The sequence below is a fragment of the Photobacterium carnosum genome (assembly GCF_002849605.1).
In the GTDB taxonomy this organism is placed as follows: Bacteria; Pseudomonadota; Gammaproteobacteria; order Enterobacterales; family Vibrionaceae; genus Photobacterium; species Photobacterium carnosum.
Map to the genome: position 1 here is coordinate 34,061 of NZ_NPIB01000029.1, position 15,309 is coordinate 49,369.

Consider the following 15,309-nt stretch of genomic DNA (forward strand, 5'->3'; position numbering starts at 1 on the left):
GCTCCGCATCACAATTTGTAGTGACGGTCTTTTTTTATGATGCATGCAATTTCAATATGTCCCATAAGAATATTAGCATGATTTATAAGCGTTCATTACTTTCGTCTTCCATCTTATCTATTATTACGACTATCATTCTTGGTGGGTGTAATGACAATTCCTCAAAAAATACAATAGATGATAACGCCTATTTTGATACCACAAATCCTCCCCAAATTGCGATTAAACTACCGTCAACAAATGGCCCTACAGCAACCTTAAATAATGTTGGTGAAGTGTCAGAACCCATACAAGCTAAAGATGGCGAGGCGGTGGTTTATTATGTTGCTAAATCAGGAACAACCCGCAGTAATAATTTTGCCAATTATAGCCTTCACATTTGGAATAATGATCAGTGTGATCGCGCCGCAAGTAATATGCTGAATGGGGCATGGGATAATAGCCAGAATACACCAACAGGCGTTGATAACTTAGGGCCATATTGGAAGATTAATCTTAAAGACGGTAAGAGTAATTGTATTAATTTCATTGTGCGAGATGACAACTTATCTAATCCGCTAGGTGGTAATGTTCAATTAGATTTTACTCAAATACCTGATCGTACCGCATCGTATATTGCAGGAGATACCAAGGCGAAGGATTCTCGTGAACAAGCATTTATTGCGATGTCTGGTATTGCGAATGCGGAAGCTCACCTTATTGGTACAAATATATTAGTGTGGAATGGTGCGAGTGGTGCTGCTCAAGTTCGTATGTATGTGTCATTAAAAGGGGATATTAAACCAAATGATAGTTATCAATATACTGCGGATTACATTGTATTAAAACCTGCGACATTAACGGGACAACAACAAGCACGCTTCCCGTATCTTGCGGGTCAACAGGCTTATACCATTCCTAATGATGTTGATATGCGAGCCATTGTGAAAGCTGAAAATATTGTGTTAGCCGTCGATAAAAAAGGTACAGTATTAGCGGGTACTAAAGTTCAATCAGCTGGTGCACTTGATCAACTGTTTGCATCTAAAGCGCAATCAGAACAATTAGGCTCAACGATTACTGACAATGGCGTGCAATTTAAATTATGGGCACCGACTGCGCAAAATATTGTTCTGGTTTTATTTAATAATGAAAAGAAAGAGCTGGGACGATTGCAGATGGATTTTGATCCGCAATCAGGTGTGTGGTCTTCCATTACCGATAAAGCAAAAGATGGGACGTATTATCGTTATTTAGTTAATGTGTTCCACCCGGTATCCGGCAATGTTGAGCAATACCAAGTGACCGATCCCTATTCATTAAGTTTGGCGATGAACTCTAAGTACAGCCAAGTTGTTAATCTAAATGATCCAAGGTTAAAGCCTGAAGGGTGGGATGAATTAGCGCGTCCAAGAGATCAATCTAATCCAAGTTCTTTTGTGATTTATGAAGCTCATGTGCGTGATTTTAGTGCGCATGATCAATCTACTAAAGAAGCGTATCGCGGTAAGTTTAAAGCATTTACTCAGGCTGATTCTATTCCGGTTAACCATCTTAAAAAATTGAGCGAGAATGGCATAACGCATCTACATTTATTACCTATTTTTGATATTGCGACCATTAATGAAGATCCACAACAAGTTGCTAATATCGATCAACCTTTCTCTACGTTATGCAAGGTTAATCCCAACGTTGCTAGCTCATTATTTAGTAGTGATTGTAGTAGTGATTTAACCATCGCTGAAGTACTGGCTCGTGAGCAAAATGGTGATAATGAAAAGAATCCTAAAGTACAGATACTTAATCGACTCATATCGGAAACTGATAGCTTTAACTGGGGTTACGATCCTTTTCATTACACTGTGCCTGAAGGATCTTATGCAACAAATGCGGAAGGTAAAACACGTATTTTAGAAATGCGAGAAATGATTAAAGCGGTTAAGCAAGATATTAAGATGAATGTAGTGATGGATGTTGTTTACAATCACACTAATTCTGCAGGTCCAGTAAGTGAAACGTCGGTACTTGATAAGATAGTTCCTTGGTATTACAACCGCTTAAATCCTAAAACGGGGGCAGTAGAAAATTCCACTTGTTGTTCTAATACTGCACCAGAACACGCGATGATGGCGAAGCTGATTAAAGATTCATTGGTGGTATGGTCACGAGATTATAAAATTGATGCATTCCGTTTTGATTTAATGGGGCACCATCCACTAGCACAAATGGAAGATGCATTACATGCTGTGCAAGCCGTGGATCCTCAAACATATTTTTACGGTGAAGGGTGGAATTTCGGCGAGGTTGCTAATGATCGTTTATTTATACAAGCAACGCAGGCTCATTTAGCTGGAACGGGGATCGGTAGTTTCTCTGATCGTCTTCGTGATGCCGTTCGAGGTGGCGGTCCATTTGATGGTGGCAATGCACTGCGAGAAAACCAAGGTTTCGGTAATGGCGCTTATGTTCAACCAAATAAGATAAGCACAACCAGTAAAGCAACCGCATTTCATGCAGCGGATTTAGTACGCTTAGGCATGGCCGGTAATCTAAAGGCGTTCCAATTTGAGAATGCACAAGGTCAACGTATTCGAGGTGATCAACTTGATTACAACGGTCAACCCGCAGGATATGCAAAAGATCCTACTGAAATTCAAAACTATGTCTCTAAGCATGACAACCAAACATTATGGGATAACCAACAATACAAGATCCCTTATGGCGTTAGCGCGAGTCAACGTGTTCGTATGCAAGCGGTATCGTTAGCAACGGCAATGTTAGGCCAAGGCGTACCATTTACTCAGATGGGATCTGAGATATTACGTTCTAAATCAATGCAAAGAGACTCTTACGATTCTGGTGATTGGTATAATAACGTTGATTTTACCTTGCAAGATAACAACTGGAATAAAGGTTTACCACGTAAAGATAAAGACGGTGATAACTATAATATTATTGAGCAAGTTATTGATGGTAGTGGAGCCAATGCAAAACCAAATAGCAAAGAGATTCAACAAATGTTGGATTATTATCTCGATCTTACCAACTTACGTCAGAGCTACCCTTTAATAACATTAGGTACAGGATTCGAAGTGATTAATCGAGTGGCATTCCATAATACAGGCGTAGATCAAAAACCAGGCTTGATTGTTATGACCATTAATAATGGCAATGGGTTGGAAGATATTGATTCAACGCTTGATGCAATGGCGATTGTGATTAATGCGAGCCCTGAAAGTCAATCGGTTGATATTGGCGCTACAGGTTTTGAGCCAAGTGAAAAATATAAATCTGATTTGGCAAAGGGTACAACCGTTGATGGAACTGTCTTAACTGTTCCTGCGTGGACTCCTGCGGTATTTGTTATGCCACGAGGAAATGTTCGCTCACAAGGTTTACCTGTCCTTCAATAAAATAAATGCAATAAAATCATCTTGTAGAGCTCTTTATCTTATGGGTAAAGGGCTTGTGCTTTAGGAATCTTATATGAAAGTTAATATGTTATTTGCTGTGTTTTGTTCCGCTTTATCAAGCAGTGTGGTATTGGCGACGCCATCTTTGACGCTTTCTACTACCACGACAAGCCGTGATTATCCATTATCTCAACAAACGATATTAGAAGTGCCATTGGTTAAAGATAAATATCAATTAAAAATAGAAGGGATTAATCAAGATTGTCAACAACCTATCGCCACTAAAGTACGGTTTAATCAACCATTAAATTTAGGGTGTTCAGTGCCAACGGTTTTGCCTTTGACTATTCGATTTAGCGGAGATTATGCATTTGAATATGACGCTAAATTACAAACAGTACGAATAAAACGTATACCTAAAAAGCACGCAAAAAGCGTATTTAAACGTCCTATTCCCCCTGTAAGTTGTGATAGTTATCATGGTGGCTCAGTAACAATAAATTTAGCGAGTACATATCAAGATGGTACAACATTACGTGAAGTTTTTACGCAACAAAATGTCGTAGTTAAAAATGGAAAGGTAGAGTTAACGCCTGCAACAAATAGTGCAGGGTTAGTGTTATTAGAGCCATTGTCAGTGCCTATACCAGAGCCGTTTAATTACCGAAATGCTAATATTTATTTTGTGATGTTAGATCGTTTTAATAATGCTGACCGTCAAAATGATCATAGTTATGGTCGTCATAAGGATGGTAAACAGGAAGTAGGGACGTTTCATGGCGGTGATTTACAGGGTGTAATTGATAAATTAGATTATATTCAAAATCTTGGAACTAATGTTATTTGGCTTTCTCCTATTGTTGAACAAGTGCATGGTTTTGTCGGAGGAGGTGATAGTGGCTCTTTTCCATTTTATGCTTACCACGGGTATTGGACTCGTGATTTTACTAAAATAGATGCTAATTTAGGTAATGAAGCTGTATTTAAAGAATTAGTGACGCAAGCGCATAAGCGTGGAATAAAAGTACTGCTAGATGCGGTGATTAATCATGCTGGATACGCAACATTAGCTGATTTACAACTTGATAAGTTAAATGTTGTGAATCAAGAACAATTACCTAAGCATTGGGGCGATTGGCAGCCAACGCACGATCAAAATTGGCATAGTTATAATCAGTTGATTGATTATAAGAGTGATCAGTGGCGTCTATGGTGGGGTAAAGATTGGGTTCGTGCTGGGTTGCCTGATTATCCGGCTCCCGGAAGTAGTGATATCACTATGGCATTGGCCGGATTACCTGATTTTCTTACTGAATCGAAAAACAAAGTAATACCGCCAAAATGGCTACTCGATAATCCTGATACTCGAGTCAAAGTAATACCGAATTTTACCGTGAGTGATTATCTAATAGAGTGGCAAACAGATTGGGTTAAACGGTTTGGTATTGATGGTTTTCGAGTTGATACAGTAAAACATGTGGATGGTGAAGTTTGGCGGCGGTTAAAACAGCAAGCAACTAAAGACTTAACGCAATGGCGTAAGAAAAATAAGCATAATAATAAAAATAGTGCACCATTTTGGATGATGGGAGAAGTATGGGGACATGGAGCATATCGTAGTCCTTATTATAACGATGGTTTTGATGCGTTAATTAATTTTGATCTACAAAAGAAAATGGACCAAGCTGCGGTGTGTTTCTCACAAATGAAAGATATTTATCAAGATTATAGTCAGCAGCTTGAACAATCTCTTGATTTTAATATGACGAGTTATATCTCCTCACATGATACAGAATTGTTTTTTAGTCGTTATCGCTCGTTTGATATGCAAAAAAGTGCCGCTAATGCGCTGTTGTTAAGCCCTGGTGCCGTTCAAGTTTTTTATGGTGATGAGGTTGGACGAGATTTAGGGCCTTATGCCGATGATTTTCATCAAGGAACACGCTCTGATATGGTGTGGAATTTGAATGGTGATCAGCAAGATTTACTTAAGCATTGGCAAACTGTCGGGCAATTTCGTCAGCGACATCCTGCGGTTGGAGCCGGTGTTCACAATCAATTACCACAACAACAAGGTTATGCCTTTAGCCGTCAGTTAGGCGCGGATAAAGTTGTGGTGGCATTTATTGGTAAGCCTCAGAAATAAAAGAATATGATTATCCACTTGCGCTGAGATCTTTAATTTGTGTAAACGATCTCATTTTGTAGGGGTACAGTACAGGTAGAGTGGATAATCCTTTATTATTCTTGAAGTTATAAGATGTCTTGTATCCTAAATGCTATTGTTTTCCAACCTGCGGCACATATTGTGATTTCTTTGCAGCATGAGCAGCTTCTTCCTTGTTATCAGTTAGATAATCACTCACAGATATTAAGTCCTTATACACGAGTTGGACGGTTTACTTTCCCTTATAAAGGCACCGAAATGATTATTGGCGATGGTTTTCAAATGTTAGCCCAAACAGGCGGCACGATTGATCAACCTGTTGCGATTGGCCGTTGCCCTGATAACAATAGTGAATACCGTATTTATCCGCAAGATGCGCCTAATCGTTACTATAACTATCTTGTTATTGAACAAAATAAGACATTTACGTTATTTGGATTTACATCATGCCGTCGTTTTGCGGGGTATTTTGAAATTCATGATCAAGCGATACATGCGTTTATTGATGGTGAGTCTTGCCAATGCCAAGTTGATGAGCCTGATCTATTAACCCTTGAAAATATCATTACCATCGTAAGTACTAGCCTTGATGAGGTATATCAGCTTTTTGCACAAGTAATTAATGTTAATCACCCTAAACGAAATCAGCAGCTTGCATCTCCGATAGGCTGGTGCTCATGGTATGCCTATTATGCTGGGGTTTCCGCACAAGATATTGATTTAAATGTAAGCCGAATGGACGGTGATAATTCTGCCATTGAGTGGGTATTACTTGATGATGGTTATCAGGCTTACATGGGGGATTGGTTAACACCGTCAGATCGTTTTACGAATGGTATTAAAACGGTTATCGCTAATATCAAACAGCAAGGGAAAAAACCAGGAATATGGCTTGCTCCATTTATTGCAGAGCCAAGTTCAACTATTTTTAAACAGCATCCCGAGTGGTTTGTTCGTCATCATAATGGTGAATTATTAAAAGCAGAAACAGTAACCTATGGCGGTTGGCGGTGTACGCCTTGGTATATTCTTGATACTTCTCACCCACAAGTTCAAGCGCATTTAACTCACGTAGTAAAAACAATGCGTGAAGAATGGGGCGTCGAACTGTTTAAGCTTGATGCTAATTATTGGGGTACGTTGAAAGGGCAGCGTTATCAACGTGATTGTACAGGGGTTACTGCTTATCGTTTGGGAATGGAAGCGATTGCAAAAGGGGCGGGAACGGCTTGGTTATTAGGGTGTAATGCGCCAATGTGGCCATCACTTGGTTTAGTGGATGCGATGCGCGTTTCTGATGATGTTGAGCGTAATGATCATCGCTTTAGTCAAATCGCGCAAGAGACATTTTATCGTAGCTGGCAACATTTGAGTTTGTGGCATATTGATCCTGATTGCGCGACGCTTGTTGATCTTGTGAATCAAAAAACAGATCACCAAAGTTATCTCTTTCATCGTGACGCATTATTAGCGGCTGGTGGCTTATTATTATCAGGTGATCCATTAGCGCAGTGGAATAGTTTTGCTCAGCAGAGTTTTTTACGATTAGTTCATCGTCAACAATTAACGCAACATGCAGCAGTATTTAAAGATTTAAGGTTAACAACCGCAGAATTAGCCTTGCCATTGACTGATGGCTCAGTGCAACAGCTGTATTTTGCGTTTAATTATATTGATGATGCTGAGCAAGAGATTTTATTAGAGGCAGAATATGCGACAGATTGGTTTGATTTCTGGAGTGGGGCGTGTGTCGCTAAAAACACGTCTACTTATACAATAGCAATGGGATCAGGATTAGAAAGTCATGTGTTTTATACCGTTAAGGCTTAGTTTTCTTTTGGTTTTAGCTGATAACAACTAATGGTAAGTGAAAAAGTGAAAATCCCAGCAATCGGTGATTATTGCTGGGATTTTTTTATGCTGCTAATCCGATCAGTTTTAATAAACTTTCAGCAGTTTCAATGGCCTGATGACGATTAATAATATTTAATTTTTGATATAAATTACGAATATGAGTTTTAATCGTTGTGGCGGCGACATCAAGTTCATTTGATATTTGTTCATTGCTATAACCCGCATAGATGAGCCCTAAAACTTGCCATTCTCGCTGTGTGAGTGGGCTAGAACGAATAAGTTCAGGAATATTGGGTAATGCTAATAGTTTATCAACAAAATTTTCATCAAAATGTACAACTCGAGCCCGTTCTTTACTGGTCATTTCCCGTAATAAATATTGGCAACGGTGTAGTGTTAGTTCGTCTAATTTTTTATGTTCAACCAGCGTTTGGAGTAATGTATTGATATCATCACCGACACATAAAAAATCACTGATCATCCCTGAATTATTGCTGACAGTAAGCACTTCATTTAAGGTGGTTAAGGCTTGTTGTGGTTGCTCTGCTTGTTTATATAGTACTGTTTGAATTATTGCATTGCGATGATGATCTGTATGCAAATCATGTTCAATACAATGTTGTTGCATGGTGTTAAGTAACTGCTGCGCTTGATCTGTTTCTTTTAATAGAAGATAAGCTCTGACAATATTACGGGCGTGCAATTGTTGAAAATGATTACAGTATGATTTCGGTAGTGTGATGTTTTTTAACCATTCTTTGATGGCATCAGTATCGTTTTTAGCTTGCCAATATAGAAGACAACTAAAATCATGGTTTGCTAACCAATCAATATGATATGAGGTGTTTTTGACTAAATCATGGCATATATCAAGATAGCGGGTTGCTTTATCTAATTCACCTCGAGATATTGCAATTCTTGCGAGCATAGAATAAGCATGTAATGATTTCGATTTATCAAATGGCGTTAAAATTTCAATACATTTATGGGTGCATTGTTCTGATTCATCTAAACGATGCCAGCACCATAAAATCTGTGCTTTTAAGCGTAACGTAAATTCATGTAATGGAACTTGCTGCAAATGCTGTTCTTGTATGAGTTTAGTGGCGTTTTCTAATAATTCAAAAGCATGGTGAATAGCGCCTTGAGCAATAAGAATCTCAGATTGTTGAAGTAAGGCCCATAACGCTTGATGATAGAAATGATATTGACGTGCCATCTTTTCAGTTTGTTGCATCATAGATAACGCTTGGGTTAAATTTCCTAAGCAATGATGAACTTCACCAATGACCGATGTTGCAACAATACGACTGCGATAAGTTGTTGCAGGTAGTTGTCCTAACGACAGTTCAGCTAATTTGAGTGCTTGTTGTGGTTTACTTTGATTAATCGCAACTTGTGCCCGTAATGCATTAAATTCACCTTGAATGGCATCATCCAGCGTTAAGTCGCGAGATATTAGTTCAGTTTCACTTTGTGATAATAGCTCACCCACATCATTATAACGGTGTTGGCTTTGTGCGAGCCATGCTTTTAATAAACATAAACGTGGCGAGCCAAATAAAATGTCTTGATTGAGTTTTTCAATGGCATTTTCAAGTAAATTTAATTCACCTTGATGGAACATACTCCAGCCATGAGCCGATAACAGATCGGTTAACAGGGGTTGATTCTCACTCTTAAGCGCATGAATAAGTGCTTGTTGATAATTATGCTGTTTTATCCATGCTTTGGCGGCACTTTCATGTAATTTATTTCGTTGCTGAGGGATTGTCGCATAACGTTGATGACGTAAAAATTCAGCAAATAAATTATGAAAACGATACCAATTATTATCACCTTCTAATGGCGTTAAAAATAGGCCAAAGCGGTTAAGTGTTTCTAACATTGCTAAAGCATCAGATCGTCCGGTTAATTCGGTAATTAATTCAGCATTAAATATGTCTAATATTGAACAATGTAATAAGAAATCTTTAATGTCTTCACTTAATTGATCAAAAACTTCTTCAGCTAAGTAATCCCATAAATGGCTACGATTAAAATTCACTAATGAGTGTGCTGAATCTGCTAATAAATTAGGTTTTTGTTTTGCATGCAAAGCGATAAGTTGTAATGCAGATGGCCAACCTTCAACTTGCTGTCTTAAGTTGCTCAGTAATTGACTCTCAACATGATCGGGCACTCGTTGATGGAAGAACCGTTGGGTTTCTTCTTCATCAAAAGCAAGGCTATCATGATCAACTTCAAGTAATAAATCACGAATACGTAAATTTGCTGTTCCCAATGGTGGAATAGTACGGCTGGTGACAATAAGTGTAATATTATCAGGCATGTGCTTTAAGAAAAAACGCATTCCTTCATGAATACTGTCATCATTAATAACATGATAATCATCTAATATGATGTAACATATTTCTTGATAATCGGCTAATTCAGCAAAAAGTGCATTGATTAATGTCGTAATACAAGCAAACTGACGGCGCTCGGCCATTGCTTGGGTTTTTAAACAGCTATTATTGGTGGCTTTATTTATTGCTTGGAGAAAATAATTAACGAACCGAAAGCTTTCATTGTCGTTTTCATCAATATTAAACCAACCAGTATGTGGAATATCTTTTAACCATTGCGCTGCCATTGTCGTTTTGCCATAACCAGCCGGTGATCGAAATAGGACTAATCGATAATTATTAGCTTGGTTAAGACTTTCAAGGAGGCGAGGCCGTAAAATCGCGTTATGTAATCGTGCTGGGCGAGTAAGTTTAGAAGGTATCCACATAATTAAGCTCTTTAAAAATCTATCATTTAAGGCTAGAAATAGGAATATATACGATAAAGGTATTATTCTTGGTGCTTACTTTAACCCTCAGTACGATACAAACAAGATCTCTCATCATTCTGACTCTTCTCATCCCTATAAATTTGAGCTATCTCACATAATATATGGATGATGTGCCGAATTTTTACTCGTTGGCTACCGATATTTTTCCTACGCCCTTCATTCTCCTCCCCATAATCCTTTTATTAGGATGATGTTTCATTATTTGAATAGGTGCAGCATAGATACCAATCAATTAAATCTTACAGTGAGACATAACAATGAAAAAGCGTGGTCAAACACAACAATTTGATAAAGCCTCATTTAAGGCTTCAGTTAAAAAACATTTAGTGACTACTTATGCTCAAAATATTGAAACTGCCAGTGATAAACATTGGTATTTAGCTGTAGGTAAAGCATTGGCTGAAATTAGTACTGGCAATTTACTTGAAACAGAAAAGCGTGTTGCTAATGCAAAAACGCGTAGTATTAACTACTTTTCACTAGAATTTTTAATCGGTCGTTTAACAGGCAATAATTTAATTAGTCTTGGTCTATATGAAGAAATTAGTGAAGCCGTTACTGAACTTGGTTTTCAGTTAACTGATTTATTAGAACAAGAACGAGATCCAGCATTAGGTAATGGCGGTTTAGGTCGTTTAGCTGCGTGTTTTATGGATTCATTAGCTGCTCAAGAGTTTCCTTCTGTTGGTTATGGTTTACATTATCAATATGGCTTATTTCAACAGTCATTTCTTAATGGTCATCAAATCGAATTTCCTGATGCATGGCGTGAAGCTGAGGGTTATCCGTGGGAAGTTCAACGCCCAGAATTGAATCAATTTGTTGGTTTATATGGTGATGTTAGCTCTTATACTGATGATGAAGGACAGCAGCACCGCCGCTGGAATCCTGCCGTTACATTGCAAGGTATTGCGTGGGATTTACCTATTATTGGTTATCAAAACCAATCGGTATTTCCGTTACGTTTATGGGAATGTCGAGCGCCTGTACCGTTTAACTTGGCTAAGTTTAATGATGGTGATTATGTTGGCGCACAGCAAACGCAAATTGCGGCAGGTAATGTAACGAAGATACTGTATCCAAATGATAATCATGATCAAGGTAAAGTGTTACGTTTAACACAACAATATTTTCATTGTGCTTGTTCTATTGCTGATATTATTTGTCGTCATCTTAAAAATGGTCATGAAATTAATTCATTATCAAAATTTGAGGCTATACAGCTTAACGATACCCATCCAACAATTGCTATTCCAGAGTTGATGCGAGTGTTATTAGATGACCATAAACTAAGTTGGGATGATGCATGGGCAATTGTTTCAAAAACATTTGCTTATACTAATCACACCTTATTGCCAGAAGCATTAGAAACATGGAGTGAAGCTTTAATTGGTGAATTATTACCTCGTCATTTAGAAATCATTTTTGAAATAAATCATCGTCTAATGGTTCAGATTGAAGCTAAATGGCCGGGTAATAATGAAATAAAACGTAAGCTTTCTATTATTGCTGAAGGTCAATCGCGAATGGTTCGTATGGCGAATCTTTGTGTGGCAAGTACTTATGCTGTTAATGGTGTGGCAGCGCTTCACTCTGAATTAGTAAAACGTGATTTATTCCCAGAGTTTGATGAACTATTTCCTGGACGCTTACAAAATGTGACCAATGGAATTACGCCTCGCCGTTGGCTTAAATATTGTAATCCACAATTATCAGCTTTAATCAGTGAAAAAATAGGTACTGAATGGCCTGCTCATTTAGAGCAATTAGAAGCTATTGCTCAGTTTGCAACGGATACTAAATTTCAACAACGTTTTGCTAAAATTAAGAAACAAAATAAACAACGTTTTGCTGACTGGGTTGCTGAAAATCTTGATATTGAATTAGATACTAATGCTATTTTTGACGTACAGATTAAACGACTACATGAATATAAACGTCAGCATTTAAATTTATTACATATATTATCGCTTTACCATCGTTTATTAAATGATCCAACATTTGATATGCATCCTCACGTATTTATTTTTGCGGCAAAAGCAGCGCCTGGTTATGCTTTAGCAAAAGACATTATTTATGCCATTAACAAAGTTGCCGATAAAGTAAATAATGATCCTCGCTTAAATGGTAAGTTGAAAGTGGTTTTTGTGCCGGATTATCGCGTTAGCTTGGCTGAAATTATTATTCCTGCGGCAGATGTATCAGAACAAATATCAACAGCTGGTAAAGAAGCGTCTGGTACGGGTAATATGAAATTAGCACTTAATGGTGCATTAACGATTGGTACGATGGATGGTGCCAATGTTGAGATCCGTGAAGAAGTAGGTGATGACAATATCTTTATCTTTGGTTTATTAGTTGATGATGTCGAAAAACTAAAAGCTGAGGGTTATAACCCCCATACCTATTATGAGCAAAATAGTCTATTAAAAGCATCGATTGATTTATTGGATAATAATGAATTTGATGCTACGGATTGCGCGGCATTTTCAAATATTCGTCATAACTTATTAGAGGGTGGTGACCCATATTTAGTTCTTGCTGATTTTGCTGACTATGTGAATGCACATAATCGTATTGATGCTGAATATCGCGACCAAACTCAGTGGGTTAAAAAGACCATTTTAAATACCGCATTAGTGGGTAAGTTTAGTTCAGACAGAAGTATTCGTGATTATGTAAATAATATTTGGCATTTAACTGCATTGCCTAAGTAATATTAATTCTGCATTGATGCCAGATTTGGCATCAATGCTAATTATTTTTTTTATTATTTTATATTCTTTATTTTTAGTTGATTAAATTTTTAATAATTTGATCATAACAAATCGCATCGTAGTGGAAGTAATTGCCGCTTATGGAGAAAACAATGAAAGATAGCCAAGTATTAAAACAAGTGGCAAAAGCTGCGGGAATTGCTGATAGTTATATTAGTGCTTGGGGGGAGGAAACCCCAGTTGCAGACGAAACGTTACGTCATTTATTAACCGCGTTAGGATATGACGTGCGTAATGATGAAGTGCTATTAGAGTCAAGTGGTAAACATAATCGCGTTGAAGTTTTAGCTGATGTAAAAGTTGTTCGTAGTGGTGAGGCTATCCACATTGAGTTGCAATTAGGTGCTAGCGCTAGAGTGAGCGATTTTAGTTGGCGTTTAATCGCAGAAAGCGGTGAAGTTTTTGAAGGTTGGTTACAGTCGCAATTAGTGAGTGATATGCGCTCTGAAGGTGGTACATTAACATTTTCACTACCTGAATTAGCCTGTGGTTATCACCAGTTTGAATTAATGCGTAAACGTCGTAAATCACCGTATTTAATGACGCTTATTGTTGCACCGACAGCTTGCTATAAACAACAACCGTTATTAGATGATAAAAAAATATGGGGAACTAGCGTTCAACTATATTCTATTCGCACTAGTCATAACTGGGGTATTGGTGATTTTGGTGACCTAAAACAATTGGTTATTGATGTAGCTAATGCTGGCGGGGATTTTGTTGGTTTAAATCCAATACATTCTCTTTTCCCAGCTAATCCAGAGGGTGCAAGTCCATATAGCCCGTCATCTCGTCGTTGGTTAAATCTGCTTTATATTGATGTTAGCTCAGTGGCTGAATTTGCTCAAAATGATAAAGCTCAGCGGTTAGTGGGCAGTGCAGAATTTCAACAACGATTAAGTGCAGTTCGTGATACTTGTTGGGTAAATTACAGTGAAGTGTCATCATTAAAAATGGCTGTATTACCGCTGTTATATCAAACATTTGCTACCCGTCATCTTGATAAACATACCGCAAGATCAAAGCAATTTTTACAGTTTGTTTCTGACGGTGGTGAGAGCTTATTACATCAAGCAACGTTCGATGCATTACATGCTCATTTAAAGCAAGAGAACGATGATGTATGGGGATGGCCTGTTTTCCCTCAGCAATATCGTCATTTTGGCAATCAAGCAGTACAAGATTTTATTGCTCAAGAATATGAGCAAGTTGAATTATATATGTACCTGCAATGGTTAGCGGATATACAACTAGCTGAAGTACATGAATTAGCCAATGAAAAAGAAATGGTCCTTGGTTTATACCGTGATTTAGCTGTTGGTGTCTGTGATTCTGGCGCTGAGACGTGGGCGGATCATGGTGCGTTATGCCAAGATGTTAGTATTGGCGCGCCACCTGATATTTTAGGTCCTCTAGGTCAAAACTGGGGACTTCCACCATTAAACCCTGAAGTGTTAAAGCAAACTGCTTATCTGCCTTTTATTAATTTATTACGTGCAAATATGCGTAATTGTGGGGCATTGCGTATTGATCACGTTTTAGGTTTATTACGGTTATGGTGGATCCCTAAAGGCGAAACAGCTCAACAGGGCGCTTATATGTATTACCCTGTTGATGACATGATGGCAATTCTCGCACTAGAAAGTCACCGCCACCAATGTACTGTTATCGGTGAAGATTTAGGTACGGTACCTGATGAAATAATTGAAAAACTGGCTACCGCAGGTGTTCATTCTTATAAAGTCTTTTTCTTTGAAACTGCCGAAGATGGGGGTTTCTATTCACCAGAACATTATGCACCGCAATCAATGGCTGCACTGTGCACTCATGATATGCCAACGCTTCGGGGCTTTTGGCATTGTGATGATCTTAAAATGGGTAAAGAACTTGGACTTTATCCAAACAGTGACCAATTAGCCCAGTTATTTAATTCTCGTGCAGAGAGTAAGCAAAATATTCTAAATAGTCTTAATTGGCATGGGAATTTACCTGAAGGTGTTGGTTTAGATGCGGCTTATGTTCCGATGGATCGTGTATTAAGTGAGGCAATGCAAGTTCATTTGGCGGGAAGTTCTAGTGCATTATTAAGCTTGCAACTAGAAGATTGGTTAGAAATGGATAAGCCTGTCAATATTCCTGGTACGGTCAATGAATATCCAAACTGGCGTCGTAAGTTATCAACAAATTTAGACGATATTTTCACTCGAGATACGATTAAACGGTTAACTCAGCGTTTGAATCAAGCTCGCGAGAAAGCTAGTCATAAAGCAGATTAAGGTA

At 38.1% G+C, this 15,309-nt stretch carries 6 protein-coding genes; 5 read left to right on the forward strand and 1 reads right to left on the reverse strand.

All coding sequences use genetic code 11. The features are described 5' to 3' along the window. Positions 1-77 precede the first annotated feature (77 nt). The 3 genes from pulA to CIK00_RS18225 all read left to right on the forward strand — a co-directional run bounded on the left by pulA (position 78) and on the right by CIK00_RS18225 (position 7,389). A complete protein-coding gene (pulA, locus tag CIK00_RS18215; RefSeq protein WP_101770043.1) occupies positions 78-3,392 on the forward strand; it encodes a pullulanase-type alpha-1,6-glucosidase in 3,315 nt (1,104 codons plus the stop codon). Between the two features lie 73 nt (positions 3,393-3,465). After that, the gene (locus CIK00_RS18220; RefSeq protein WP_101770044.1) at positions 3,466-5,538 is read left to right on the forward strand and encodes an alpha-amylase; all 2,073 of its coding nucleotides are present in this window, start codon (positions 3,466-3,468) and stop codon (positions 5,536-5,538) included. Between the two features lie 114 nt (positions 5,539-5,652). Next, the gene (locus CIK00_RS18225; protein ID WP_101770045.1) at positions 5,653-7,389 is read left to right on the forward strand and encodes a glycoside hydrolase family 36 protein; all 1,737 of its coding nucleotides are present in this window, start codon (positions 5,653-5,655) and stop codon (positions 7,387-7,389) included. 85 nt (positions 7,390-7,474) lie between these two features. Here the strand turns inward: CIK00_RS18225 and malT are convergent, their stop codons facing one another. Next, complete coding sequence (gene malT / locus CIK00_RS18230) at positions 7,475-10,189, reverse strand: HTH-type transcriptional regulator MalT (RefSeq protein ID WP_101770046.1); 2,715 nt, start codon at positions 10,187-10,189, stop codon at positions 7,475-7,477. Positions 10,190-10,509: 320 nt separating this feature from the next. Here malT and CIK00_RS18235 point away from each other — a divergent pair, with 320 nt between their 5' ends. Next, entirely contained in the window at positions 10,510-12,969 is a 2,460-nt protein-coding gene (locus CIK00_RS18235) for a glycogen/starch/alpha-glucan phosphorylase (protein WP_101770047.1), read from the forward strand. Positions 12,970-13,121: 152 nt separating this feature from the next. Continuing rightward, positions 13,122-15,305, forward strand: coding sequence for a 4-alpha-glucanotransferase (gene malQ, locus CIK00_RS18240; protein ID WP_101770048.1), 2,184 nt, complete (start codon positions 13,122-13,124; stop codon positions 15,303-15,305). Positions 15,306-15,309 lie beyond the last annotated feature (4 nt).

Bases quoted from the DNA above. Each gene is read 5' to 3' on its own strand.
- pulA (WP_101770043.1), top strand. From the start codon at position 78: ATGATTTATAAGCGTTCATTACTTTCGTCTTCCATCTTATCTATTATT.
- CIK00_RS18220 (WP_101770044.1), top strand. From the start codon at position 3,466: ATGAAAGTTAATATGTTATTTGCTGTGTTTTGTTCCGCTTTATCAAGC.
- CIK00_RS18225 (WP_101770045.1), top strand. From the start codon at position 5,653: ATGTCTTGTATCCTAAATGCTATTGTTTTCCAACCTGCGGCACATATT.
- malT (WP_101770046.1), bottom strand. From the start codon at position 10,189: ATGTGGATACCTTCTAAACTTACTCGCCCAGCACGATTACATAACGCG.
- CIK00_RS18235 (WP_101770047.1), top strand. From the start codon at position 10,510: ATGAAAAAGCGTGGTCAAACACAACAATTTGATAAAGCCTCATTTAAG.
- malQ (WP_101770048.1), top strand. From the start codon at position 13,122: ATGAAAGATAGCCAAGTATTAAAACAAGTGGCAAAAGCTGCGGGAATT.